Raw genomic sequence first — 26,907 nt, forward strand, 5'->3', positions numbered from 1 at the left:
TTACGCTCCCGCAGCAAGCAACGAATACTTTGATCGGCTGGAATATGATTCCAGCCGTTTTTTTATCCGCCGCCTTCTGATAAAATTCGCCGCCTTTACATCCTCCCGACTCAAGAATTTCCTGCGTTTTGCGTTTGGCTGTCTCCCTTTCGGGCACAAGACGGCGGCCTCTGCTACAACCAAAACGCAGCTCTAGATAATAAGGTAATGACATGGCGCAACAAGGCACTCTCTATATCATCTCCTCCCCGAGCGGGGCGGGTAAATCCAGCCTGCTCAATGCCTTGCTGACCCAACACAACCCGGCTGGCAAGATGCAACTGTCGGTTTCCCACACCACCCGTGCCACTCGTCCCGGCGAAGAGAACGGGGTGCACTACCACTTTGTGCAGGTGGAAGAGTTCAAGGAACTGATCGAACGCGGTGACTTTCTGGAGTGGGCAGAGGTATTTGGCAACTATTACGGCACCTCTCGCGCTGCCATTGAAGCCTGCCTGGCTCAGGGGATTGACGTCTTCCTCGACATCGACTGGCAGGGCGCCCGCCAGATCCGCGAGCAGATGCCGACCAAATCCATCTTTATTCTGCCCCCCAGCCGCGCCGAGCTGGAACAGCGCCTGATCGGGCGCGGTCAGGACAGCGCCGAGGTGATTGCCGGCCGGATGGCGAAAGCCATTGCCGAAATGGTGCACTACGACGAGTATGACTATGTCATTATCAACAAGGACTTTGAGCTGGCACTGTTCCAACTCAGGGCCATTATTGAGTGCCAACGGCTGGAAATGCGTCAGCAACAGCAGGCACAACAAAACTTGCTGCAACAGCTACTGGCAGAATAGGCCAAAAACAAGTAAACTTTTGCGTCATTTTTAAACACTGCTTTTTTAAACACAGAAAGCCCAAACACTGGAGTCCTGCATGGCACGCGTTACTGTAGAAGATGCTGTAAAACAGGTAGGTAACCGTTTTGACCTGGTGCTGGTCGCCGCCCGCCGCGCCCGCCAAATCGCGGTTCAAGGCAAAGATCCCCTGGTCGACGAAGAGAACGACAAGCCGACCGTGATCGCCCTGCGCGAGATCGAACTGGGTCTGGTGAACAATCAAGTGATGGATACCCAGGACCGTTACGAGCAGCAAGAACAGGAAGCCGCCGAACTGGCAGCCGTTGCTGCCATCGCCGAAGGCCGCGGTTAAGTAAGTAATTTCCCATGGTCGGCGCCCGCCCGGGTGCCGACTGTTCTTCCCATTTACAACCGCTCGAAAACCTCGCAAACTCAGGACTATTCCTCAATTCCACGGATTGCCGTTTCACCGCTGCGGGGACTGTCTTGTATTTATTTGAAAATCTTAAAGAAATAGCCAGTTCCTACCTGCCTCCAGAGCAGGTTGAGAAGCTCAGGCAAGCCTATGTGGTGGCCCGTGATGCCCACCAGGGACAGATGCGTTCCAGTGGCGAACCCTATATCACCCACCCGGTTGCCGTTGCCCGCATTCTCGGCGACATGCGACTCGATCACGAAACCCTGATGGCCGCAGTGCTGCACGACGTCATCGAAGATACCCCCGTGACCAAGGCCGATCTGGCCGCACTGTTTGGCGATGCCGTCGCCGAACTGGTGGCCGGTGTCTCCAAGCTCGACAAGCTGAAGTTTCGCGATCGCAAAGAAGCTCAGGCCGAAAACTTCCGCAAGATGGTGATGGCCATGACCCAGGATATCCGGGTCATCCTGATCAAGCTGGCCGACCGCACCCACAATATGCGTACTTTGGGTTCGCTGCGGCCGGACAAGCGCCGCCGCATTGCCCGCGAAACCCTCGAGATCTTCGCCCCCATCGCCAACCGCCTCGGTATTCATACCATGAAGAACGAGCTGGAAGAGCTGGGTTTCGAGGCGCTCTACCCCATGCGCTCACGGGTATTGCGAGAGTCGGTACGCCGCGCCCGCGGCAATCGCCGTGAAATCATCGACTCCATCCAGAGCGAGATCGAGGGCCGCCTGCATGAGGCCGGCATCGACTCCCAGGTGAGCGGCCGCGAGAAGAACCTGTTTTCCATCTACAACAAGATGGAAAAAAAAGAGCTGCAATTTCATGAGGTAATGGATATCTACGCCTTTCGCGTCAGAGTGAAGGACATAGATACCTGTTACCGGGTGCTGGGGCAGATGCACAGCCTCTACAAGCCGCGCCCCGGTCGCTTCAAGGATTACATCGCCATCCCCAAGACCAACGGCTATCAGTCGCTGCACACCTCGCTGGTGGGACCCCACGGGGTGCCGGTGGAGGTACAGATCCGCACCGAGTTCATGGATCAGATGGCCGATAAAGGGGTTGCTGCTCATTGGGCCTACAAGCAGGATGGCGACAGCTCGGGCACCACGGCCCAGATCCGCGCCCAGCGCTGGATGCAGAGCCTGCTGGAGCTGCAGCAGAGTGCCGGCAGCTCGTTTGAGTTCATCGAAGGGGTCAAGACAGACCTGTTCCCTGACGAGATCTACGTATTCACTCCCGAAGGTCGCATCATGGAGCTGCCCACGGGTGCCACGCCGGTGGACTTCGCCTACACGGTACACACAGATATCGGCCACGCCTGTGTGGGGTCACGGGTTGACAGACATCCCTACCCCCTCAGCAGCCCGCTCTATTCGGGGCAGACGGTAGAGATCATCACGGCACCGGGCGCCCGCCCCAATGCGGCCTGGCTTAATTTCGTGGTGACCACCAAGGCCAGATCCAAGATCCGCCAATTCCTCAAGAATCTGCGCACCGAAGAGTCTGTGGTACTGGGCCGCCGCCTGCTCAACCATGCACTTGGCGCCAAGAACATCGAAGACATTCCGGAACCCCGCATCAAGCAGGTGCTGGCCGATACCAAACACGAAAACCTGCAAGGTCTGCTGGCCGACGTGGGCCTGGGCAACGCCATGAGCGTCATGGTGGCGCGCCGTATGCTGGGGGATGAACTGCCGCCGGAAGAGCAGCCCAAATCCAGCAGCAAGAAGATGCCGATCAAGGGTGCCGATGGCATGCTGGTCACCTTCGCCAACTGCTGCCGCCCGATCCCGGGGGATGCCATCATTGCCCACATCAGCCCGGGCAAGGGGCTGGTGATCCACCAGGAAGCCTGCCGCAACATCAAGGGCTACAGCCGCGAGCCGGACAAGTATCTGCCGGTGCAGTGGGAGGTGGACAAGGATCAGGAGCAGGAATTCCGCACCGGCATCAGCATAGAGATAGTCAACCATCAGGGTGCGCTGGCCGAGCTGGCCAACGTGATTGCCGCCACCGGCGCCAACATTCACGCCATCAGCACCGAAGAGAAGGATGGCCGTGTCTATCTGGTCACCCTGCTCATCACCACCAAGAGCCGCATCCACCTGGCCAACATCATGCGCAAGATCCGCGTGATGCCCAATGTGCTCAAGGTGAGCCGACAAAAGAACTGAAAACAGGCGGCGCAAGCCGCCTGCTGCTTTTATAGAGATAAGCCATGATCCCCGAATGCCTCAAGCAAATCAGTATCATACTGACCCAGCCTCAACCCGGCTCAACCCGCTTGCTGCGCACTCTTGGCACACCCGCCTCACCCTATAGAAACTGATATGACTCCTGAACGATTTAAACGGATTTCCGACATGCTGGCCCAGCGTCAGCTCGACTTGACCGTCTGCATGGAAGAGGTTCATAAACCTCACAACCTGGCCGCCATAGTGCGTACCGCCGATGCGATTGGCATCCACAGGGTGCATGCCGTCTGGCCCAAGACCTGGATCCACAAGCGCAAGGGCACGGCCCGCGGCAGCCAGAACTGGGTGGATGTGAAGCTGCACCCGGATATCGGCAGCGCCGTGGCCGAGCTGAAAGCCTCCGGCATGCAGATAGTGGCGACCCACCTCTCGGAGAGCTCGGTGGACTTTCGCACCATCGACTACACCAGACCCACCGCCATTCTGGTGGGTCAGGAGAAACACGGCATCGGTGAAGAGGCGCTGGCCCTGGCCGATCACCATATCGTCATCCCCATGGTGGGCATGGTGCAGTCCCTCAACGTCTCGGTGGCTGCCGCCGCCATCCTCTACGAGGCACAGCGTCAGCGCGAGCTGGCGGGCTGTTATCAGCGCGGCTGTCCCCTCACGCTTGAAGAACAGAACACTATCTTGTTCGAGGGGGGCTACCCCATCTATGCCCAGCTCTGCAAAGAGAAAGAGATGCCCTATCCCCAGCTCGGCCCGGCCGGTGAAATTCTGGCGGACGAGGCCTGGTGGCAACGGATGCAGCTGACCCGCAAGGGCTGGGCTGCACAACAGGAAGATCCCCTGGATATGGAGTATCCAACCGATGAAATTTAACTGTCTGCCCCTGCTGGCACTGACCCTGTTTTCTGCCGGAGCCCTTGCCGTGACCAATCCCTATCCGCTGACATCCGAAGCCGAGGTCCCCGCGCTTTACCAGCAAACGCTGCCCGACTTCTGGCGTACACATGCTATCGAGGGGGAGTTCAAGGCCAGAGATGGCGTCACCATCCGCTATGCCGCCCTGCGCCAGGCCAAGGTGGATCGCGCCATCGTCATCGTCAATGGTCGGGTCGAGAGCTATCTCAAGTATCAGGAACTGGCCTGGGATCTGTGGCGCCAGGGCTACAGCCTCTACCTCATCGATCACCGGGGACAGGGCTTGTCCGACCGTATGCTGGCCGACAAGCAGAAAGGCTATGTTGCTGATTTCGAAGATTATGTGGTGGATCTCAAACAGTTCCACGACCAGGTCATCATGGCAGACCAACCCGCCAAACTGTTCCTGCTGGCTCACTCCATGGGCGGTGCCATCTCGGCGCTTTACCTGGAACGCTGGCCGGATGATATCAAGGCGGCCGTGCTCTCCTCCCCCATGATGGGCATCAACCTCGGCGGTCTGCCCAAATGGCTGGCACAGGGGCTCGCGGCCAGCATAGACACGGTCGGCAGCTGGCTGGGCGAACCACCCTATGGTCCCGGCCAGGGCAGCTACCAGTCACACGAATTTGCCGATAATGGCCTGAGCCACAGCGCGCCGCGCTATCAGGCGTTTCGCGATCTCTACGAACAGCACCCGCAAATCAAGCTGGGGGGGGTAACCGCCCACTGGATCCGCGAAGGGATAGCCGCTGGAGATACCGCCATTGCCGCCGCTGATCGGATCAAGACGCCACTGCTGCTGCTGCAGGCGGGGGAAGACAGCGTGGTAGACAATGCCGCCCAGGATGCTTTCTGTGCCAAGGCCAGATGTGAAGGGGGCAAACCGCTGCGGATAGAGGGCGCCTGGCATGAGCTGTTTATCGAGGCAGACCCTCAGCGTCAGGCCGCACTGAGCGCGACCCTGGCGTTCTTCGAGCGCTTCTAGCGCTGGTTATTTTTTGGATCCCTAAATAAATGGGGTGATGCAAAACGCTGGGGTACACTGCCCCGGCGTTCAATTGATGCCGAGGTAATGATGTTCAAGGTAGTTGTATCCGATCTCGATGGCACCCTGCTCAACAAGCAGCACCAGATCTCCCCCCGCACCCGTGACACCCTGCACCGTCTGGTCGAACAAGGGATCAAGTTCGTGGTGGCCACTGGCCGGCACCATGTGGATGTGCGCAGCATTCGCGACACCCTCGGGCTGGACATCTACCTCATCACCTCCAACGGTGCCGTGGTGCACGACAAGCAGGATCAACTCATCTTCAATCAGGCGCTGCCAGCTGCCGTGGCCGCCGAGCTGATCGCACTGGATCGCGACCCTTCCATTCACCTCAATGTCTACTATGGCGACGAGTGGCTGGTAGAAGAGGAATTGCCCTGGTTGCTGCAATTCCATGACGAGTCCGGCTTCACCTACCGCCTCACCGACCTCGCCACCCACCCGATGGACAAGGTCAACAAGGTCTTCTACATCGGCGAGCACGAGAAGCTGCTGCAGATCGAGGCTCACCTCAACCAGCATTATGGTGATCGACTCAACGTCACCTTCTCCCTGCCGGACTGCCTCGAAGTGATGCACGCCGGGGTGCACAAGGGCAATGCCGTGCGCGCCGTGCTGGCACAGCATGGACTGGATATGTCTCAGGCCGTCGCGTTCGGGGATGGCATGAACGACTTCGAGATGCTGGACATGGTGGGCCGTGGCGTTGTGATGGGCAATGCCCACGACCGTCTCAAGCTCGCCTTGCCGGCACATGAGCAGACCCTGAGCTCGGACGAAGATGGGGTTGCCGTCTATCTGGAGCAGCTGTTCGCCCTCAGTACTGCTGGCGCAGCCTGACCCGTGACAACATGGGTACCACGACTCTGGTATCCATGTTGTTTGGCAGATATTTCAAATCGAGACACAGGCGAAATCTCCCTCAGCCTGCAACCTGTCCCACATCCCCTATCCCCTCACCAGATGAGGCTTTTCAGATTCAACTGCTCCAGCATGCTAGCGCTACTCTTCCACTCGAAACTCTGGTTGGCCCCCCCGTAGCACTCCGCCAGCCGGAGCGGTGTGCCGGGCTTGTGGCGACGACCGGCGACATCCAGACACCGATCAACCTTGTGATTGAGCAGACGATCCGCCTGCCACTGCCATTGGCGGCTATCATCCTGACACTCGGCCAGCACGAGATCGCTCACCCCCTTGGCCACCAGACAGCGCTGCTCAAGCTGCAGGGCGCCGGCATCCCAGTTGAACTGCTGTCGGGTTATCTTTTCACAAGGTTGAGTGATCAGTTGATCCTGGGCATTCAATGCCACACAAAAACCACCGCTGGTCATCAGGGCAGAGGGAGCATCGATGGCCTGCCTGGGGGCGGCGCCCATCAGGATTTCATCCGGCTTGGGTTTGTACGAGCAGCCGCTGAGGGCCACGACAACCAGCGCCAACGTGCTGGCGCGAACTGTATTATGGTGCATATGACATTTTGGCCTGAGAAGTGTTCAATAATGCCCACTTTGCTGTGGGTCTGCGGCCCAGCATACCCGAAGCGGTGACAGGAAAGTGCCAACAGAAGTGTAAACAGACGTGACAAACACAGAGGCGGGGAAGAGAAGAAACGCCGGAAAGCGAAAAACCCCGCCGAAGCGAGGTTTTTCTGAATATGGTCGGTGATAAAGGATTCGAACCTTTGACCCTCTGGTCCCAAACCAGATGCGCTACCGGGCTGCGCTAATCACCGAGACAATTTTTTTACTGCAACACTCTTTCAAAACACCAAGACAACCACTTTCGGTCATCTTCATCATACAGCAAGTATGGTGCGAAGAGAGGGACTCGAACCCTCACACCCGGGGGGCACTAACACCTGAAGCTAGCGCGTCTACCAATTCCGCCACCTTCGCATACCTGACAAGCTGTAAAATGGGGTGGCTGATGGGGCTCGAACCCACGACAACCGGAATCACAATCCGGGACTCTACCAACTGAGCTACAGCCACCACAGCTGTTTTCGTTCCACAACACGCCCGTTTAACCGGCGCACTTTAAATGGTGCGCCCGACAGGATTCGAACCTGTGACCTCTGCCTCCGGAGGGCAGCGCTCTATCCAGCTGAGCTACGGGCGCTACGCTGTCGAACGGGGCGCATTATTGATGATGGGGGCAGGCTTGTCTACACTTTTTTGCTCCCGCCAAATCAACCGCTTGTTTTTCCATCGTTTATGGCGCTTTTTCACCATTTTTGTTTCATTCAGGCTGGATCCAGCTCTGCAACGCTAATTTGTTCCCCCCTAATGGTGATGCATCCAGCAGTGGAACTTGACTTGCTTCAATGCCCCCCTAAAATGAATGAACGTTCATTCAGCCGTTGTGATAATCGAGTCATGAACAAGAAAGAACGCATTTTCAATGCGGCTCATGAAATTCTTGGCGAGCAGGGTTTCCACGGTCTGTCCATTGCCGTGGTTGCCAAGAAAGCCAAGGTGGCAGCGGGCACCATCTACCGTTACTTCAGTGACAAAGATGACCTGATCCGCCAGCTCTATCAACACAGTATCCTCCAGTGTCATCCCCTGGTCATGGAAGGTGTGCAGATAGAGGAGGTGTCATTTCAGCAATTTCGGCGTCTGTGGCTCAACATCCACGCTTTTTTTGCCGACGACCCCAACGCACTCAAATGCAAGTTGCAATATGAGTGTTCCCCGTTGGGAGCCGAACTGGAGAAAGACCCGGTCATCATGGCCGCCTGGGCGCCTCTGGATCGCTTCTTCGAACGGGGACGTGAACAGGGTCTGTTTATCGATCTACCCGTCCGGGCACTGCAGGTGCTGAGTCTGGACTGTGTGGGAACTCTGGCGCTACAACGCCAGGTTCATCACTTTGAGCTGACGCAAGAACAGCTGGAAGCCGCGATCCGGGCCAGCTGGAATGCCATTTTAACCCCCAATTTTTCCACCTCAGGAGTCTGTTCATGAAAAAGTGGATGGCCATCATGTTGCTGATAGCGCTCGTCTTGTTTGGCAGCGTCATCGGCTTCAATATGTTCAAACAGAAGAAGATTGCAGAGTTCATGGCCAACCGGCCTGAGCCCGAGTTCCCCGTCACCGCCATGGTGACCAAGTCCCAGGACTGGGTGCCGACCATAGAGGCAATCGGCTTCATCGAGCCGAATCAGGGGGTGACACTCTCCAGCGAACTGGCAGGCACAATCGATGCCATCACCTTCGAGTCGGGCAAACCGGTCCAGGCTGAGCAGCTGCTGCTGAGCCTGGACTCCAGCGTGGAGAAGGCCAATCTGCAAGCCTCCCTGGCCAAGCTGCCGGCGGCGCGAGCCAAGTTCGAGCGTTTCCAGAACCTCTACAAGAAGAGCTCCATCTCCAAGGATCAACTGGATGATGCCGAAGCCAGCTACCGTTCACTGGAAGCGGACATCGACAGCCTGAAGGCAACCATTGCCCGTCGCCAGGTACGTGCCCCCTTCGGTGGCGTGGTCGGTCTGCGTAACGTCTTCCTCGGCCAGTACCTGCAACCGGGTACCGACATAGTGCGGCTGGAAGATACCAGTGTGATGCGCCTGCGCTTCACCGTGCCCCAGACCGATATCTCCAAAATCACTCTGGGCCAGACCGTCAAGATCAATGTGGACTCCTATCCGCAAGTGCAATTTGACGGGCATATCACCGCCATTGAACCCGCAGTCAACTACCAGAGCGGCCTGATCCAGGTACAGGCTGACATCCCGAACAACGGCGGTCAGCTTCGTTCCGGCATGTTCGCCCGCGCCAGCATCATTCTGCCCACGGTAAAAGACCAGGTTGTGATCCCGCAATCCGCCATCTCCTTCACCCTGTATGGCGAGAACGTCTATGTCATTCATGAGGCGGACGGCGTGAAACGGGCCAAGCAGGTAGTGGTCAAGGCGGGTGAGCGTCGCGGCAATGACGTGCATGTGCTGTCCGGCATCAAGGCTGGAGACCAGATAGTGCTGTCGGGTCAGGTTCGCCTGAGCAACGACACCAAGGTACACGTGGTCGAAAACGATGCCCTGGCCGTTCCGGCACAAACCCCGATGCTGTAAGCGCGGAGATCTGCAATGCGATTTACTGACATATTTATAAAACGGCCTGTGCTGGCGATCTCGCTCAGCTTCCTGATCGCCCTGCTGGGCTTTCAGGCCATCTTCAAGATGCAGGTGCGGGAATACCCCGAGGTGACCAATACGGTGATCACGGTCAGCACCAGCTACTATGGCGCCAGTGCAGACCTGATCCAGGGATTCATCACCCAGCCGCTGGAGCAGGCGGTGGCACAAGCCGACAACATCGACTTCATGACCTCCTCCAGTCAGCTGGGCAGCTCCACTGTCACGGCCTTCATGAAGCTGAACACGGACCCCAACGCCGCGCTCTCCGACATACTGGCCAAGGTCAACTCGGTACGCTCCCAGTTGCCGAAAGAGGCGGAAGACCCCTCGGTCACCTCCTCCACCGGCTCGACCACGGCAGTGCTGTATCTTGGCTTCACTAGCCCCGAGCTGAACTCCAGCCAGATCACCGACTATCTGGAACGGGTCATCAAGCCGCAGCTCTTTACCGTGGGCGGTGTTTCCAAGGTTGACCTCTACGGTGGGGTCGAGTTCGCCCTGCGGGTATGGCTGGATCCGGCCAAGATGGCAGCCTTCAACCTGACCGCCAGCGATGTGATGACTGTGCTCAACAGCAACAACTATCAGTCAGCCACCGGTCAGGCAACGGGTTACTTCACCCTGTTCAACGGCAATGCCGAGACCCAGGTCAGCGATACCGACGAGCTCAAGCGGCTGGTCGTCGCCACCCGTGACGGCAAGGTGATCCGCCTCTCCGACATCGCCAAGGTGACGCTGGAGAAGAGCCACGACATCTATCGCGCCAGTGCCAACGGTCGCGAAGCCGTGGTCATGGCGGTCAACGCAGCACCGACCGCCAACCCCATCAACATCGCCCACGATGTACTGGAGTTGATGCCGAGCCTGAAGAGCAACATGCCGAGCACCATGCAGACCAATGTGCTGTATGACTCCACCATCGCCATCAACGAGTCCATCCACGAGGTTATCAAAACCATACTGGAAGCAGCTGCCATAGTGCTGGTGGTGATCACCCTGTTCCTTGGCTCCTTCCGTGCCGTCATCATCCCGATCATCACAATACCGCTCAGTCTGATCGGCGTAGTGATGATGATGGATCTGTTCGGCTTCTCCATAAACCTGATGACCCTGCTGGCCATGGTACTGGCCATAGGTCTGGTGGTGGATGACGCCATAGTGGTGCTGGAGAACGTCGACCGCCACATCAAACAGGGGGAGGAACCCTTCCGGGCCGCCATCATAGGGACCCGCGAGATAGCCGTGCCGGTTATCGCCATGACGGTCACCCTGGCGGCTGTGTACGCGCCGATCGCCCTGATGGGCGGCATCACGGGTTCCCTGTTCAAGGAATTTGCCCTGACCCTGGCGGGGGCGGTATTTGTCTCCGGCATCATAGCCCTGACTCTGTCGCCCATGATGTGCGCCAAGATGCTCAAGGCCAACGAAAAGCCGGGCAAGTTCGAGAGCACGGTTCATCACCTGCTGGAACGGATGACAGACCGCTACGACAGCATGCTGCACGCCGTGATGCAAAAGCGCATCGTGGTCTTGGTGTTTGCCGTCATCGTATTTGGGAGCCTGCCTCTGCTGTTCAAGTTCATCCCCAGTGAACTGGCTCCGTCAGAGGACAAGGGGGTGATGGCCGTGCTGGGTACGGCACCGTCCAACGCCAACCTGGACTACATCGAAAACACCATGGCGGACGTGAACAAGATCCTGGATGAGCAGCCGGAAATCGCCTACTCCCAGGTCTTCTCCGGTGTGTTCAATGCCAACCAGGCCTTTGGTATCGCCTCCATGGTGCCCTGGAGCCAGCGTGAAGCGAGCCAGAAAGAGGTACTGGACCGGGTTGCCAATCTGGTGAAAGACATCCCCGGCATGGCCATCACCACCTTCCAGTTCCCGGAACTGCCAGGTGCGTCGAGCGGTCTGCCGATCCAGTTCGTCATCACGACGCCGAAGAGCTTCGAAAGCCTGTTCCTGATCGCCGGTGAAATGCTGGCGGCCACCCAGGCCAACGGCCAATTCGTCTATTCGGATCTCGATCTGAACTACGACTCCGCCACCATGAAGATCAAGATCGACAAGGACAAGGCGGGTGCCTACGGCATCACCATGCAGGACATAGGTATCACCATGGGCACCATGATGGCGGACGGTTACGTCAACCGTATCGACCTGGATGGCCGCTCCTATGAAGTGATCCCGCAGGTCGAGCGCAAGTACCGCATGAACCCGGAATCCATCAAGGGTTACTACGTGCGGGCGGCTGACGGTAAATCCATCCCGCTGGGGAGCCTCATCAGTATCGAAGTAGTCGGTGAGCCCCGTGCCCTGCCCCACTTCAACCAGCTGAATTCGGCCACCATAGGCGCAGTACCGGCACCGGGCGTGGCCATGGGGGATGCGATCAACTGGTTCAAGGCCACAGCCGAAGAGAAGCTGCCGCAAGGCTATCGCTACGACTTCATGGGTGAAGCCCGTCAGTTCGTGACCGAGGGCAATGCGCTCTACGCCACGTTCGCACTGGCCCTCGCCATCATCTTCCTGGTGCTGGCGATCCAGTTCGAATCCGTGCGTGACCCCCTTGTCATCATGGTCTCTGTCCCTCTTGCCATCAGTGGCGCCTTGATTGCGCTGGCATGGGGCATGGCCACCATGAACATCTACTCCCAGGTAGGCCTTATCACCCTGGTGGGTCTGATTACCAAGCACGGTATTCTGATCTGCGAAGTGGCGAAGGAAGAGCAGTTGCTGCATGGCATGAACCGGATGGAAGCCGTGATGCAGGCAGCCAAGGTGCGTCTGCGCCCCATACTGATGACCACGGCCGCCATGATTGCGGGTCTGATCCCGCTGCTGTATGCCGCGGGTGCCGGTGCGGCCCAGCGCTTCAGTATCGGTATCGTGATCGTGGCCGGTCTGGCGATCGGCACCATCTTCACCCTGTTCGTGCTGCCGGTGATCTATACCTACCTGGCCTCCGAACACAAACCCCTGCCGGTGTTTGATGAATCCATTCCGCCCAAAGCGAAAGGGAGTCACTGATACTCAAATTGACTGCTCAAGGCCCCGTTTCGGGGCCTTATTTTTATCACGCTAACGAAACACGACATAAGTGCATGAAGCAGTTAAACTAAATGGCAATATATCCAGACCGCAAGGACGCCATGTCAGGACTCTTCTCCAAGACCGCGCAGGCCGTCGGCCGCAACGGACTCTCATACCGACTGCTCTCCTATATTCTGGTGTGCAGTACCGTATTGGCGATGATCATTACGGCGCTTCAGCTTGCCTGGGATTACCGTAAAGATGTCGCTGTCATTGAAAGCAGCATCGGCCAGATCGAAGCTTCCTTCCTGCAGCCCATCGCCGCCAGTTTGTGGAATCTGGATGAAGAGCAGGTCAAGGTGCAGATCGAAGGCATCATGAACCTGCCCAACATGCAATTCGTGATGGTCAAGGAGATGCTCGGCAACTCGGAAGTCCCGCTGTTGACTCAGGGGGTCGAACGGGAAAGCTACGACATCTCCCGTGAATTCAACCTCACCTATCAGGGTGAAGTGGTTGGCAAGCTCTTCGTCGCAGCCTCCCTCGAGCAGATCTATCAGCGCCTTATCGAAAAGTCCGTGCTGATCCTGGTCAGTCAGACCATCAAAACGCTGGTGGTCTCATTCTGCATCCTGATCATCATTTACTATCTGGTGGTTCGCCATCTCAACCGCATCGCCAACTACGCCCAAAAATTCAATCTGGACAGGCTGGCTGTCGAACTGACGCTGGAAGGCCGCCCTCTGCCCCGCAAGAAACCCGATGAACTGGATACCCTGGTCGCCACCCTCAACCAGATGCGAACACGGCTGAACGATGAGTTTGCGGCGCGTCATCAGGCGGCAGAACAGCTGCAACAGGAGCGGGACTTCTCCGCCACCCTGATCAACTCTGCCAATATGGTCATCTGCTGCATGGAGCCGGATCTCAACATCGCCAGCATCAACCCGGCGGCCATACTGCTGACCGGCTACCACCAGCAGGAAATATTGCAGCACAACTGGCTGGATCTGTTTGTCAGCCAGGAGCAGCGGGAAGACCTGACCCTGGCCCTGGCCGATCACGGCGCCATCGAGGATAAAGAGGTCATCATGCATGACCAGCAGGGCCATGAGCTGGTACTGCAGTGGACCTTCGCCCCCTTCTACGAAGGGCCCAACCTCAAGTATCTGATCGGATTCGGTTATGACATCACCCGCCTGAAGAAGGTTGAGCGGGAGATCATTCAGCTCAACGAGCTGCTGGAAGGCAAGGTGGAAGAACGGACCCGCAGCCTGAGCGATGCCAACAATCAACTGGGCAGGGCATACGACGATCTGAAACAGGCCCAGCAAACCCTGGTGGAATCGGAAAAGATGGCCTCACTCGGTTCCCTTGTTGCTGGGGTCGCCCACGAGATCAACACCCCCATCGGCATCAGCGTGACCGCCTCCTCCTACCTGCAGGAGCGGGTGGCCGACTTCAAGCAGCACATCGAATCCAAGCAGCTGTCGCGCTCCTATCTCAACGAGTTCACCGTCAACCTCGACGAGTCCATGCAGCTGCTGCAGGGCAACCTGCGCCGCGCATCTGAGCTCATCGCCAGCTTCAAGCAGGTGGCGGTGGATCAGTCGTCCGAGGCACGCTACAACTTCAGCCTCGCCGACAACCTGCATCAGGTGGTGGTCTCCCTCGGTCACAAGCTGAAGAAGGCCCAGTGCGAGGTGGATATCCAGTGCGATCCCAAGCTGTCGATCTTCTCCTTCCCCGGCAGCTTCACCCAGATCTACTCAAACCTGATCCTCAACTCCATCAATCACGGCTTCGACAACTGGGACAAGCCCAAGAAGATCACCATCAAGGTGGAACAAGAGGGTGAAGAGCTGCTGATCAACTACAGCGACAACGGCTGCGGCATACCGCCGGAGATATTGCCGCGCATCTTCGACCCCTTTGTCACCTCCAAGCGAGGCCAGGGCGGCAGCGGGCTCGGCACCCACATCATCTACAACCTGGTGGTGCAGTTGCTGAAAGGCCGCATCAGCTGTGCCAGCGAGCCGGGCAATGGCGCCCAGTTCCATATTCGCCTGCCAATCCAACATAACTGAGTGCTGGCTCTTGTGAGCCAGCCGCTTTATCCCCATCATGCTGTGATTGCCTTCTTAATGAGCGGAGAATCTCGCAATGGCACAGCATTTTGACTATATCGCCATCGGCGGCGGCAGTGGCGGTATCGCCTCGGCGAACCGGGCTGCCATGTACGGCAAAAAAGTTGCCCTGATTGAAGCCAAAGAGTTGGGGGGAACCTGCGTCAACGTCGGTTGTGTACCGAAGAAAGCCATGTGGTATGCAGGCCAGATCGCCGATGCCCTGAAATATGGCGCCGATTACGGCTTCGATACCACACTCAATCAATTCAGCTGGGCCAAGCTGGTCGAGTCCCGCCAGGCCTACATAGGCCGCATCCATCAGTCCTACCAGAATGTGCTGGGCAAAAACCAGATCACCGTCGTCAAAGGCTTCGCCCGCTTCGTCAATAGCAACACGATCGAGGTCAATGGTGAACAATTCACTGCCGATCACATACTGATCGCCACCGGTGGCCGCCCTGAAGTACCCACTATTCCCGGCGCCGAACTGGGGATCGACTCTGATGGTTTCTTCGATCTGCAGGCGCAGCCCAAGCGGGTTGCCGTGGTCGGTGCTGGCTATATCGCGGTCGAAATTGCTGGCGTGATGCAGGCCCTCGGCAGTGAAACCCATCTGGTGGTTCGCAAACACGCGCCGCTGCGCAACTTCGATCCCATGATCCACGAGACCCTGGTGGAGATCATGGCGCAAGAAGGGCCCAAACTGCACATCCATGCCACTCCCAAAGCGGTAATCAAGAACGCTGATGACAGTCTGACACTGCAGCTGGAAGATGGTCGCCACCTCACGGTCGACTGCCTGATCTGGGCCATTGGCCGCACGCCAGCCACCGACAATCTCAACCTGACAGCAGCCGGCATCGAACTGGACGACAAGGGTTTTATCCCGACCGACAAGTTCCAGAACACCGCCGTCGCCAACGTCTATGCGGTGGGTGACAACACGGGTCGCATCCAGCTGACCCCGGTGGCCGTCGCCGCAGGTCGCCGCCTCTCCGAGCGGTTGTTCAACAACAAGCCCAATGAACACCTTGACTACAATCTGGTGCCGACAGTGGTGTTCAGCCACCCTCCCATTGGCACCATAGGCCTGACCGAGCCGGAGGCCATCGCCGAGTATGGCGAGAGTCAGGTGAAGGTGTACCGCAGCCAGTTCACCGCCATGTATTCGGCACTGACACAGCATCGCCAACCCACTCGTATGAAGCTGATCTGTGTCGGGCCGGAAGAAAAAGTGGTCGGTCTGCACGGCATCGGCTTTGCCATGGACGAGATCCTGCAAGGCTTCGGCGTCGCCATGAAAATGGGGGCCACCAAGGCGGACTTCGACAACTGCGTCGCCATCCACCCGACCAGCGCGGAAGAGTTCGTGACCATGCGCTAAATGTACGTGAAGCCAGCCTCATCACACCATCAGGCTGGCTTCATAACTGCGTTGCTATCCCCATCCCACCAGCGCGGAAGAGTTCGTGACCATGCGCTAAATGTGCGTGAAGCCAGCCTCATCACACCATCAGGCTGGCTTCAATAACTGCGTTGCTATCCCCATCCCACCAGCGCGGAAGAGTTCGTGACGATGCGTTAAGCCTCTCGCCCTCTTCCTAGCAACCCGGCCCAGGCCGGTTTTTTTCATGTCCTTCCTTCCGTAGCCCAGTAAAACCCTCGCTTTTTACGCCGATTTTACGCCCGCCCCATGCCGCTTTATGGCGCCTTTACGCCTGTTTTACATACCCTTTCAGCGTCAACTACACCAACGGAGTCGATGCTGTCTTACATCGACTCTTGCAGCTAATTATTTCAATGGAGTCGATATGAATTGGCTATATCTGCTGCTGGTCCTCGCCCTTATGGGTTATCTGTTGCGCGCGTTAACGCGCAGCCACGAGTGAGGGCTCTGATATGTGGCAAGAAGTGATCTATCCGGTAGCCTTTGTGCTGCTGGTCCTGCTGCCAGCACCCCTGCTTGGCAGCTATATATATCGGGTGTTTGAAGGCAAGAGCCGCTGGCTGTCGCCGATCGAGCGCGCCACCCTGGCCTGCTGCGGCACGGACGGACGGGAGCAGGATTGGAAGTCCTACGCCCTCAGCCTGCTGGCCTTCAACGGTGCCGGTTTCGGTCTGCTGTTCCTGATCCTGATGGCACAAGGCCTGCTTCCCCTCAACCCGCAGCAATTGCCAGGGCTGAACTGGGAACTGGCCTTCAACACAGCGGTCAGCTTCATGACCAACACCAACTGGCAAGCCTATTCCGGTGAGGCCAGCCTCTCCTACTTCAGCCAGATGGTGGGGCTTACCACCCAGAACTTCGTCTCCGCCGGTACCGGTGCGACCGTCGCCGTCGCCCTGTTTCGCGGCATCTCCCGCCAGCAGACCATACACCTTGGCAACTTCTGGCAGGATCTCGTGCGCTTCTGCCTCTATGTACTGTTGCCGATGGCGCTGATCATGGCACTGCTGCTGGTGTGGCAGGGTGTGCCCCAGAGCCTGTCTGCCTACCTGCCGTTCCACAGTCTGGAAGGTCAGGAGCAACTGCTGCCACTGGGCCCCGCTGCCTCGCAAATTGCCATCAAGCAGCTAGGTTCCAACGGTGGTGGCTTCTTCGGTGTCAACTCGGCTCACCCGTTCGAGAACCCGACCGCCCTTTCCAACTGGCTGGAGATGGTCGCCCTGCTGACCCTTCCCGCCGCGCTGGTCTGCACTCTGGGCCGTTACGTGAAGGACACGGGCCACGGCCGCGCCATCCTCACCGCCATGGCGTTGCTGTTCGTGCTGGGGCTCAGTCTCTCTGTTACTCAGGAGATGAAGCCGGACCCGAACCTGACTCAACTCACAACTCAGATGGGCAACTGGGAAGGCAAGGAGAGCCGGTTCGGCCCTGTGCTCTCCAGCATTTGGGAAGTCGCCACCACAGCCGCCTCCAACGGGTCGGTCAACGCCATGCATGACAGCTTCACCCCCCTCGGCGGCATGGTCGGCATGTTCAACATGTTGCTCGGTGAAGTGGTCTTTGGCGGTGTGGGTGCCGGTATCTACGGCATGATGCTGTTCGTTCTGCTGACCGTGTTCCTCTGCGGCCTGATGGTGGGGCGCACCCCGACCTATCTGGGCAAGCGCCTCGGTATCACTGAGATGAAATGGGTTGTCGCCAGCATGCTGGTGATGCCAGTCGGGGTATTGGTGATCGGCGGGGTGACGCTGCTGATGCCGGATGCCAGCACCATCATAGGTCATGAAGGCCCCCACGGGCTGTCACGGCTGATCTATGCCTATGCCTCGGCCGCGGGTAACAACGGCTCCGCCTTTGCTGGTCTCGCAGCCGCCGATAGCTGGCAATGCATCGCCATCGGCCTGGCCATGCTGCTCGGGCGCTTCGGTTACATCATCCCTGTGCTGGCCATCGCAGGTCAGCTCGCCCGCGCCCCGCGCCAGGAGACGGGTGAGAGTGACTTCCCGATCCGCGGCCCTCTGTTCATTACCTTGCTGATTATCACAGTGTTGCTGATAGGTGGACTCTCCTTCCTGCCGGTACTGGCACTGGGCCCGGTAGCCGAGTATCTGAGCCTGATGCAGGGAGCGTTCTGATGAACGACGCCAGCGCGATCACATCACAGATGCCAATGGTCAACTATTTGATACTGGGAGCTTTTCAATGAGCAAGTCCATATCCATCACATCCCACGCCGACAAGGTGAAGGGTAAAAAGCAACGCTCGCAAATCGTACAGGCCATGGCCGAAGCGCTTTACCGCTTCAATCCCATGACACTGTTTGGCAGCCCTATTCTGTTCACGCTCTGGCTGGCTGCCGTCATGGCAACCGTGGAGTCCCTGCTGGGGCAGCCCTTGTCTGGGGTCGCCCCCAGTCTGGCCTGGCAACTGACCGCCTGGCTGTGGCTGACCCTCTGGTTTGCCAACTTTGCCGAGACCCTGGCCGAAGGTCGTGGCAAGGCGAGAGCCGACAGTCTGAAGGCGGGCATGAGCCAGCTCAAGGCTCGTCGGGTGACCGATGCCAAAGATGGTCAGGGCGAATGGGTGCCTGCCACCAGCCTGCTGAAAGGCGATCTGGTGCTGGTACGCAGCGGCGAGATGATCCCGGCCGATGGTGAAGTGGTCGCCGGTATTGCCTCGGTCAACGAAGCCGCCATCACGGGGGAATCTGCCCCCGTCATCCGCGAATCCGGCACCGACCGCAGTGGCGTGACTGGCAACACCACAGTGGTCTCCGACGAGATCTGGGTACGCGTCAGCAACAATCCGGGTGAAAGTACGCTGGATCGGATGATAGCCCTGGTCGAAGGAGCAAAGCGCCAGAAGACCCCGAACGAGATGGCGCTCGACGCCCTGCTGGTGGGTCTGACCCTGATCTTCCTGCTGGTGGTGGCGACCCTGCCCTGGTTCCTCAACTACAACGGCACTCAGGTACCCAGGCTCTATCTGATCGCCCTCTTCATCACTCTGATACCGACCACCATAGGCGGTCTGCTCTCCGCCATCGGGATCGCCGGTATGGACCGGCTGGTGAAGCTGAACGTGATAGCCAAATCAGGCCGTGCCGTGGAGGCCGCCGGTGACGTGCGCACCCTGTTGCTGGACAAGACAGGCACCATCACCTTCGGTAACCGCATGGCAGACGAGCTGATCCCGGCACCTGGGGTGGATCCCTCCCTGCTTGCCCAGGCGGCCATGCTGGCCTCCCTTGGCGACAATACGCCGGAGGGCAAGTCCATCCTGACTCTGGCGGGCAAGAGCATGGCCAAACCGAGCCAGCTGGAGAGCGACAAGGTGATCCCCTTCAGTGCCGAGACCCGCCTGAGCGGTCTGGATCGCAACGGTCACCAATATCGCAAGGGGGCTGTGGATGCGGTGCTCAACTACCTCTCTCTCGACCGCAAGGCAGTGCCAGAGGTAATCCTCAAGTCGGTGGATCACATAGCTCGTCAGGGCGGCACGCCGCTGCTGGTCTGCACCCACGAGAAGCTGCTGGGGGTCGTGTTCCTCAAGGACATCATCAAACCCGGCATCAAGGCCCGCTTCCAGATCCTGCGTCACATGGGGATCCGCACAGTGATGATCACAGGTGACAACCCGCTGACCGCTGCCGCCATCGCTGCCGAAGCCGGGGTGGATGACTTTATCGCAGAAGCAACGCCGGAGAAGAAGCTGGCTTATATTCGCCAGGAGCAGGCGGACGGGCGTCTGGTGGCCATGTGCGGTGACGGTGCCAACGATGCGCCCGCGCTGGCACAGGCTGACGTGGGTCTGGCCATGAACGAGGGTACCCAGGCCGCCAAGGAGGCGGGCAACCTGGTGGATCTCGACTCCAACCCCACCAAGCTGCTGGACGTGGTACTGGTCGGCAAGCAGTTGCTGGTGACCCGGGGAGCATTGACAACCTTCTCCATCGCCAACGACGTGGCCAAGTACTTTGCCATACTACCGGCTCTGTTCATCGCTGCCTATCCGCAACTGGGTGCGCTGAACCTGATGCAGCTGGGTAGCCCCGAAAGCGCCATCTTGTCGGCCATCATCTTCAACGCCTTGATCATAGTGGCGCTGGTACCGCTGGCCCTGCGCGGTGTCAGTCTGAAGGGAACGGCTGCCAGCCTGCTGCGCCGTAACCTGATGATCTACGGTGTCGGGGGTCTGCTGGTGCCCTTTATCGGCATCAAGTTGATCGATCTGGTCATTACCGGCCTGGGCTTGGTGTAGGAACAAGGGCGCAACGCGCTGAATCCATGGCGTCCATGGCCTGCTGGTGCACCCGATTAATCGGCATCAAGCTGATCGACCTGGTCATCACAGGCCTGGGTCTGGTGTAACGACATAGCGGGGTGCAAGCCAGGCTTGCATCCCATCAACCTGTTTGGAGCAAGAAAATCATGATCGCAATCAGAACCCTACTGACCCTGACCCTGTTGCTGGGCGTCGGCTATCCCCTGGCAGTGACAGGTGTGGCCCAGTTGCTGTTTCCCTGGCAGGCCAATGGCAGCCAGTTGACCAACAAGAAGCAAGAATTTGTCGGTAGCGCCCTGCTGGCGCAGAAATTCGAGCGGGCTGAGTACTTTCATTCCCGTCCTTCCGCCAGTGACTTCGCCACCATTGGCAGCGGCGCCAGCAACCTGGGCGTCAGCTCACCATTGCGTAGCGAGTTCGCCAAGGCACAGGGTGATGTCCAGTCTCCCGCCATGCTGACCCGCTCCGGCTCGGGCCTCGACCCCCATTTGCCGGTGGATGCCGTGCTGGCTCAGGTGAACAGAGTGGCCAAGCAGCGAGGGCTGGATCCCGCCTTGCTGACGGAGCAGGTCAAGTCGGCGACACAAGCTGGTATCCTTGGCCCGCAAGTGGTCAATATCCTTCAGCTGAATCTGTTGCTCGATCAGGGCAAGGATGCCTGATGGCGGCAAAGTCCGGCACATACGGCTGGCGATGACCCACATTTTCGAACTGAGCCAGCGGTTGCTCGATAAGGACAATAATGCGTGATGAGGTAAAGGCGGCAGGTCTGGAGCGGGAGCACCGGGATGCGTGATGAGGCAAGGGCCGACGCCTTGCTGGCGAGCCTGGAGCAAGAACACAAGGGCAAGCTGAAGGTATTCCTCGGTGCCGCACCCGGCGTAGGCAAGACCTACGCCATGCTGCAGGCAGTGCGTGAGCAGGCAAGAGAGGGGGTCGATATCCTGATCGGCGTGGTGGAAACCCACGGCCGTCAGGAGACTCTGGCCCTGCTCGACAAACTTGCCATCCAGCCACGCAAACTCCATCTCCACCGCCAGCAACGTCTGGAGGAGATGGATCTGGATGCGCTGCTTGCACGCAAACCAGCCATAGTGGTGGTGGATGAGCTGGCCCATAGCAACGCCCCCGGCAGCCGCCACGAAAAACGCTGGCAGGATGTGGAGGAGCTGCTCGGTGCCGGCATCGACGTCTACTCCACCCTCAACGTGCAACACCTCGAGAGCCTCAACGATCTGGTGTGGCAACTGACCGGTGTCAGGGTCAAGGAGACCCTGCCCGATCAGGTGCTGCTGGAGGCCGACAGCATAGTGCTGATCGACCTGCCCCCCAAGGAGTTGCTCGGCCGGCTCAAGGAGGGCAAGGTCTATGTGCCCCATCAGGCCAAGGCCGCCCTGCAGTCCTTCTTTTCTCTCAACAACCTGACCGCCTTGCGCGAGCTGGCGATGCAAACCGCCGCCAGCCACGTGGAGGGGGATCTGCAACTGCAGTGGCAAGCTGCGGGCAAGACAACGCTGCCGTTGCGAGGCAAGCTGATGGTTTGCCTCGGCGATCAGCACGGCTCTGCACTGGTGCGTTACGGCCACCGTTTCGCCCAGCGCCGCCAGCTGCCCTGGCTGGTGGTCCATATCGACAGCAAGGGACAACGCTCCGCCGAGCTGGAGCAGGCACTGGCGCTGGCCTCCCACCTAGGGGCCAAGGTGTTGACCCTCTCCAGCCCGGCGGTAGCCAGTACCCTGCTGGAAACGGCCGAGCAGCAACAGGTCTCACAACTACTGCTCGGCAAACCCCACAAGGCCCCCTGGCGCCGCTCCCTGGTGCAACACCTGCTCAAACAGGCACAAGGGCTCGAAATCACGCTGGTGGATACCGAGAAGCGCAAACCCGGCATAGGATTGCAGCCGCTTCACCCCAAGGACATTCGCCAGAGTCTGCTGGCAGTGACCATAATGGGGCTGACATCGGCTGCCGCCTGGGGACTCTCTCACTGGCTGCCCCCTGCCTCCCTGCCGCTGCTGTTCGTATTGGGGGTGCTGGCGACGGCACTCACCACCAGCTTGGTGCCCGCCATTCTGGCGGCCGTGCTGGGGTTTGTCGGCCATAACCTGCTCTTTACCGCCCCTTATTTTTCACTGAGCGTGGCAAGACACAGTGACCTGCTCACCTTGCTGGTACTGCTTATCGTCGGTATGACGGCAGGACGGCTCGCCTCCCGCCAGCGGCAGCAACTGGTGGGCTTGCGCGAAACCCAGCAGCTCGGCAACGCCCTGCTGTCGCTGAGCCAGGGGCTGGCCACCGCCAGCAGTCCGGAAGAGGTACTCAGGCAAGGCACCCAGGCCATCTCCCTGGCCCTGGCTCAACCCGTCTTTGCCCTCGACCAGCATTATCAACACAGGGCTGGTTCGGAAAAAATTGAGCCAGGCCAGACCGACAAAGCCGCCATCGACTGGTGTCTGGCCCAGAAACAGAGTGCCGGAGCCCACACGGCGACGCTCAATGCCGCCGACGCGCAATATCACCATCTCACCGATGAGCTGGTGCTGGGCATCCTGCTGACCAATCCGCTCTCCTCTTCTGCCGAGCACCAGCTGCAAGCCCTGCTCACCGACATCCGAGCGGCCCTGGCCCGGATCGATCTCAACGAACGGTTGGCCGACAGCCAGTTGCAGGCAGAGACGGATCGGATGCGCGCCGCCCTGCTCTCGTCTGTCTCTCACGACCTGAAAACCCCGCTCGCCACCATAATGGGGGCTGGCAGCACCCTGCTGGAGTACGGTGACAGGATCAGCCCGGAGGATCGCAGCGAACTGCTCCATTCGGTGCAGGACGAGGCGCGCCGCCTGCACAGCTATGTGCAGAACCTGCTGGACATGACCCGCATCGGTTCACCCGACTTCCAGCTGAAACGCGACTGGGTCGACCTGGCCGATCTGGTGGAGAGTGCCCGCAAGCGGCTGGAGTCTTCCTGGCGTCAGCACAAGCTGCTGGTGCACTTCGATCAGCAGATCCCCCAGCTTTATGTGCACGGCGCCCTTATCGAGCAGGTGCTGGTCAATATCCTCGACAATGCCTCCCGCTACTCACCGGCCGGCACCCCCATAGAGTTCAAGGTGATGCTGGCGGATCCAGACCTCATCCTCGACATCATAGATATCGGGGTCGGCATCGCCGAGTCGGACCGGGACAAGATCTTCAATCTGTTCTACACCCAGCCTGTCGGCGATTGCGGCAGTCGAGGCACCGGGCTTGGCCTCGCCATTTCTCGCGCTATGATAGAGGCCCATGGCGGCCGTATCTGGGCATTCTCCGGTCCCAATGGCAACGGCACCTGCATGCGCATCTCGCTGCCGCTTGCCCTCAACGCACCTGAGGTATAATGGTCCGCATATGGCTCACAGCGATGGCAGAGAGTGCTATTTTCCCTCGCCTCAGCCCTCCCCCAATGTTCGCCTCAGGAGACTAGATGGCTCACATATTGGTCATAGATGATGAAGCGGCGATTCGCCGCTTTCTGCGTATCAGCCTGATTGCCGAAGGGCATCAGGTCAGCGAGGCGGTAGGGGTCAATGAAGGGCTGGAGCTGTATCGCCATCTCAATCCCGATCTGGTGATCCTGGATCTCGGCCTGCCGGATGGGGATGGCATTCAGATACTGCAAGCCATTCGCGAGCATCACCAGAATCCGGTGCTGGTACTGTCAGCGCGGGATTCGGAACAGGAGAAGGTGCGACTGCTGGATGCCGGCGCCAACGACTATATGAGCAAGCCGTTCGGCATTGGGGAGATGATGGCCCGCATCCGGGTATTACTGCGCCAACGGGCCGGAGTCAGCAGCGGCGAACGCCGCCACTTCCCGCAATGTGGCCTGACCCTAGACGCCAGCAGCCACAAGGTGAGCCTGCATGATGAGGAAATTCCCTTGTCTCGCAAGGAGTTTGCCCTGCTGCAGGCGCTGGTGTGCCACCCGGGCAAGCTGGTGATGCAGACCCAGCTGCTCAACGACATCTGGGGGCCAAGCCACAAGGAAGATACCCACTACTTGCGTATCGTCATCGCCAGCCTGCGCAAGAAGCTGGGGGATAATCCCCAACAACCCAGCCTGATTGAAACCGAATCCGGCATCGGCTACCGCTTTATCGGCAGCTGATGTTTCACGTGGAACGCCGTCCGCTGCACAGTACGGCCAAGAGGCCACAGCCAAAGAGCAGCATGCCCAGATCCTGCAAACCGGCCGCCAGTGCCAACCCCAGACTGAGCAACAGGTAGTAGGCCAGCCCGAACAGAGCACCCGCACTGCCTGCCACCTCCCGATAAGTCCGCAAGGCCTGACTGAGCACATTGGGAATGGCGATACCAAAGGCCACGACCACCCCCATCATGGGCAACAGGAACCAGAGCGAATCCTGACTCACCCACACAGCAACCCCCGCCCCCAGCGCCAGCGACGTGGCCAACCGGATGAGCGACATCGACTGCCAGCCCTTGCCCAACAAGCGCTTGTTCAGCAGGCTGCCGATCAGAGTCCCTATCGCCAACACCAGGCCGGAATAGCCGAACTCGCTGGCATTCAATCCCAATCCGGCAAACAGAAACGGTGCCAGGCTGTAGTAGCCAAACAGCATGGTATTGAACAGAGCGACCAGCAGGGCGCTGCGCCAGAGCCCTCCATCCCTTGCCATCCGGCACGCCAGTGGCCAGAGAGCCACCCTGGTAGTGATGGCAGGACGGGTTTCAGGCAGACGCCAGCTGGCGATCACCGTCAATCCCAGGGCCAGCACCAGCAAGCCGCTGAAGACACCGAGATAGCCTAACTGCTCGGCCAACAGACCGCCGCTCACCAGCCCCAACACAGGGCTGATGGACAGAGCCACCCCCATCACGGAGAAGACACGGGCCAGATCGCTGCCCTGATAACTGTCACGCAGCATGGTCTGGGTCACGACAGATCCCACGGCGGCGCCAAAGGCCGAGATGATCCGGGCCAGCAGCAGGGTTTCAAACTGGTTGGCCAGCAATGCCAGCAGACTGCCAGCCCCGTAGGTCAGCAGACCGGCCAGCATGGCCGGACGCCGCCCGATCAGATCGCAGAGGCGACCCCAACAGACAACCCCTACCGCAAACGCCAGAAAATAGACCGACAGTGTCTGGGACGCCTGCCCGTCACTCACCCTGAACTGACTGGCAATATGCGTCAGCACAGGGCTGTAGATGGTCTCCACTATCTGGGGAAACATCATCAATCCGACCACCAGCCAGAGCGGTGGCAACTTGTTGTTCATGACAAACCTCCTTGACGAGAGGTTGCCAGTCTAGAGAGATACGAAATGTCTGATTACAATAAGCAAGACTATAAACATCAATAATCAGACATATGGCCTTTATTCTTCCCGATCACCCTTTTGATCCCGACCGCCTGACTGGCAGCGTGATCGGCATAGCCTCTGCACTGGGTTGGCACGACTCAGGCCTGCATCAGCATCAACGCCATCAGCTATTGTTCGCCCAGGCGGGCTGCATGAGCATAGAGCTGGCGAACCAGGTCTGTCTGCTGCCACCCAGTCGGGCAGCCTGGCTGCCGGCGGGTACGCCCCACAGGGTCTTGATGCGCGGCGTGGTGGCCTACCGATCCCTCTACTTCATGCCACAACCAGAGCTGCCAACCAGTGTGCAGGTGATCGCTGCCAACCCGCTACTGCGGGAGATCATAGAACGAATGGCACTCTGGCCATGGGAGAAACCGGAAGTGGAGCAGAGCCGGACGCTGGCCTTGTTCATAGAGGAGCTGGCGCAAGCGCCGCGGGAATCCTGGCAACTGCCGCTACCGGCAGACCCTCGCCTGACGGCCTGGTTGCAGGAGGTAAAACGGGGGGACATCCTGCCCGATCGGCTCAACCGGCTGGCCGAACGGGTGGGTGCCAGTGACAAGACCATAGGTCGTATCTTCATGCGAGACACAGGCATGAGCTATCAAGCCTGGCGCCAACAGTGGCGTCTGCTGCGCGCCATGGAGCTGCTGGCCGAGGCTGTGCCCATCAGTCGGGTAGCGGCTTCGCTGGAGTTCTCCAGCGACAGCGCCTTCATCAGCTTCTTCAAGCAGCATACGGGGCAAACTCCCCTGCGTCATCTCAACTCTCGGGGTGAGTCGCATCGGCCGAGCTAGCTTCCACCACCAGGGTATCCAGCACCAGTGGCTTCAAGTTGCTGAGGGCATCCAGCACCACAGCCCGGGATGCTTCCTGCTGCTGGGCCAGCATCTCCTGTCCCAGTTTGGCGGTATCCAGTTCGGGTCTGGGGTTTTCAGTTGCCATGACATTCAGGCTGAGGGTGCTCATTATCAGGGTGGCGATCAGGGTTTTCATCTGGCTTGCTCCGGTATGGTTGAGATGACCAGATAGCTATTCCAATAGTCGTGCCAACCCTCAAAAAATACATAAGAG

Annotated in this window: 20 protein-coding genes and 4 tRNA genes; 17 read left to right on the top strand and 7 right to left on the bottom strand. The window is 59.0% G+C overall.

The genetic code is table 11. The features are described 5' to 3' along the window. Positions 1-212: 212 nt before the first annotated feature. From gmk to GWQ29_RS15460, 6 genes are all read left to right on the top strand, one after another. The gene (gene gmk, locus GWQ29_RS15435) at positions 213-839 is read left to right on the top strand and encodes a guanylate kinase (protein WP_131731174.1); all 627 of its coding nucleotides are present in this window, start codon (positions 213-215) and stop codon (positions 837-839) included. A 79-nt stretch (positions 840-918) separates the two neighbouring features. Next, a complete protein-coding gene (gene rpoZ, locus GWQ29_RS15440) occupies positions 919-1,194 on the top strand; it encodes a DNA-directed RNA polymerase subunit omega (RefSeq protein WP_005307060.1) in 276 nt (91 codons plus the stop codon). Between the two features lie 134 nt (positions 1,195-1,328). Continuing rightward, on the top strand, positions 1,329-3,446 hold the full coding sequence (gene spoT, locus GWQ29_RS15445) for a bifunctional GTP diphosphokinase/guanosine-3',5'-bis pyrophosphate 3'-pyrophosphohydrolase (RefSeq protein ID WP_096119794.1): 2,118 nt from the start codon (positions 1,329-1,331) through the stop codon (positions 3,444-3,446). A gap of 156 nt (positions 3,447-3,602) precedes the next feature. Further along, positions 3,603-4,349, top strand: coding sequence for a tRNA (guanosine(18)-2'-O)-methyltransferase TrmH (trmH, locus tag GWQ29_RS15450; protein ID WP_099991316.1), 747 nt, complete (start codon positions 3,603-3,605; stop codon positions 4,347-4,349). Further along, positions 4,339-5,379 carry an alpha/beta fold hydrolase gene (locus tag GWQ29_RS15455; protein ID WP_005319476.1) on the top strand — a complete coding sequence of 347 codons (1,041 nt, stop codon included), beginning with the start codon at positions 4,339-4,341 and terminating at the stop codon, positions 5,377-5,379. Before trmH ends, GWQ29_RS15455 begins: the two co-directional genes overlap by 11 nt. A 90-nt stretch (positions 5,380-5,469) precedes the next feature. Further along, on the top strand, positions 5,470-6,282 hold the full coding sequence (locus GWQ29_RS15460) for a Cof-type HAD-IIB family hydrolase (RefSeq protein ID WP_058395569.1): 813 nt from the start codon (positions 5,470-5,472) through the stop codon (positions 6,280-6,282). Positions 6,283-6,398: 116 nt separating this feature from the next. Here the strand turns inward: GWQ29_RS15460 and GWQ29_RS15465 are convergent, their stop codons facing one another. The 5 genes from GWQ29_RS15465 to GWQ29_RS15485 all read right to left on the bottom strand — a co-directional run bounded on the left by GWQ29_RS15465 (position 6,399) and on the right by GWQ29_RS15485 (position 7,560). After that, complete coding sequence (locus tag GWQ29_RS15465; protein WP_275919785.1) at positions 6,399-6,911, bottom strand: RICIN domain-containing protein; 513 nt, start codon at positions 6,909-6,911, stop codon at positions 6,399-6,401. A 186-nt stretch (positions 6,912-7,097) separates the two neighbouring features. Next, positions 7,098-7,174 (bottom strand) — tRNA-Pro (locus GWQ29_RS15470). Between the two features lie 77 nt (positions 7,175-7,251). Continuing rightward, a tRNA-Leu gene (locus tag GWQ29_RS15475) sits at positions 7,252-7,337 on the bottom strand. A gap of 20 nt (positions 7,338-7,357) precedes the next feature. Continuing rightward, positions 7,358-7,433, bottom strand: a tRNA-His gene (locus tag GWQ29_RS15480). Between the two features lie 50 nt (positions 7,434-7,483). Further along, positions 7,484-7,560 (bottom strand) — tRNA-Arg (locus GWQ29_RS15485). Positions 7,561-7,817: 257 nt separating this feature from the next. On the opposite strand from GWQ29_RS15485, the gene GWQ29_RS15490 reads away from it, so the two are divergent. The 10 genes from GWQ29_RS15490 (at position 7,818) to GWQ29_RS15535 (ending at position 24,617) form a co-directional block, all read left to right on the top strand. Then, the gene (locus GWQ29_RS15490) at positions 7,818-8,408 is read left to right on the top strand and encodes a TetR/AcrR family transcriptional regulator (protein WP_059112354.1); all 591 of its coding nucleotides are present in this window, start codon (positions 7,818-7,820) and stop codon (positions 8,406-8,408) included. Continuing rightward, positions 8,405-9,511, top strand: coding sequence for an efflux RND transporter periplasmic adaptor subunit (locus GWQ29_RS15495; RefSeq protein ID WP_275919786.1), 1,107 nt, complete (start codon positions 8,405-8,407; stop codon positions 9,509-9,511). The genes GWQ29_RS15490 and GWQ29_RS15495 overlap by 4 nt, the downstream gene beginning before the upstream one ends. A 15-nt stretch (positions 9,512-9,526) precedes the next feature. Continuing rightward, entirely contained in the window at positions 9,527-12,607 is a 3,081-nt protein-coding gene (locus GWQ29_RS15500; RefSeq protein WP_058395526.1) for a multidrug efflux RND transporter permease subunit, read from the top strand. A 92-nt stretch (positions 12,608-12,699) separates the two neighbouring features. Beyond that, positions 12,700-14,697, top strand: a complete 1,998-nt coding sequence (locus GWQ29_RS15505; RefSeq protein ID WP_275919787.1) for an ATP-binding protein — start codon at positions 12,700-12,702, stop codon at positions 14,695-14,697. A gap of 76 nt (positions 14,698-14,773) precedes the next feature. Next, positions 14,774-16,123, top strand: a complete 1,350-nt coding sequence (gene gorA / locus GWQ29_RS15510; RefSeq protein WP_275919788.1) for a glutathione-disulfide reductase — start codon at positions 14,774-14,776, stop codon at positions 16,121-16,123. 515 nt (positions 16,124-16,638) lie between these two features. Further along, positions 16,639-18,321 carry a potassium-transporting ATPase subunit KdpA gene (kdpA, locus tag GWQ29_RS15515; RefSeq protein WP_275919789.1) on the top strand — a complete coding sequence of 561 codons (1,683 nt, stop codon included), beginning with the start codon at positions 16,639-16,641 and terminating at the stop codon, positions 18,319-18,321. Positions 18,322-18,388: 67 nt separating this feature from the next. Next, on the top strand, positions 18,389-20,446 hold the full coding sequence (kdpB, locus tag GWQ29_RS15520) for a potassium-transporting ATPase subunit KdpB (RefSeq protein WP_275919790.1): 2,058 nt from the start codon (positions 18,389-18,391) through the stop codon (positions 20,444-20,446). 170 nt (positions 20,447-20,616) lie between these two features. Beyond that, a complete protein-coding gene (locus GWQ29_RS15525) occupies positions 20,617-21,132 on the top strand; it encodes a potassium-transporting ATPase subunit C (RefSeq protein ID WP_042873546.1) in 516 nt (171 codons plus the stop codon). A 126-nt stretch (positions 21,133-21,258) separates the two neighbouring features. Then, positions 21,259-23,847, top strand: a complete 2,589-nt coding sequence (locus tag GWQ29_RS15530; protein WP_270688599.1) for a sensor histidine kinase KdpD — start codon at positions 21,259-21,261, stop codon at positions 23,845-23,847. Between the two features lie 86 nt (positions 23,848-23,933). Then, entirely contained in the window at positions 23,934-24,617 is a 684-nt protein-coding gene (locus GWQ29_RS15535; protein ID WP_058395532.1) for a response regulator transcription factor, read from the top strand. Between the two features lie 4 nt (positions 24,618-24,621). Here GWQ29_RS15535 and GWQ29_RS15540 read toward each other — a convergent pair whose 3' ends face one another. Further along, positions 24,622-25,749, bottom strand: a complete 1,128-nt coding sequence (locus GWQ29_RS15540) for a multidrug effflux MFS transporter (protein WP_270688596.1) — start codon at positions 25,747-25,749, stop codon at positions 24,622-24,624. Between the two features lie 92 nt (positions 25,750-25,841). On the opposite strand from GWQ29_RS15540, the gene GWQ29_RS15545 reads away from it, so the two are divergent. Continuing rightward, the gene (locus tag GWQ29_RS15545) at positions 25,842-26,630 is read left to right on the top strand and encodes a helix-turn-helix transcriptional regulator (RefSeq protein ID WP_275919791.1); all 789 of its coding nucleotides are present in this window, start codon (positions 25,842-25,844) and stop codon (positions 26,628-26,630) included. Here the strand turns inward: GWQ29_RS15545 and GWQ29_RS15550 are convergent. Further along, positions 26,596-26,829: a hypothetical protein gene (locus tag GWQ29_RS15550; RefSeq protein WP_219598113.1), complete on the bottom strand. Its 234-nt coding sequence runs from the start codon at positions 26,827-26,829 to the stop codon at positions 26,596-26,598. The two genes, GWQ29_RS15545 and GWQ29_RS15550, sit on opposite strands and share 35 nt — an antisense overlap. Positions 26,830-26,907: the final 78 nt, after the last annotated feature.

It is taken from the genome of Aeromonas sp. 2HA2, from assembly GCF_029237345.1.
Lineage (GTDB): Bacteria > Pseudomonadota > Gammaproteobacteria > Enterobacterales > Aeromonadaceae > Aeromonas > Aeromonas salmonicida.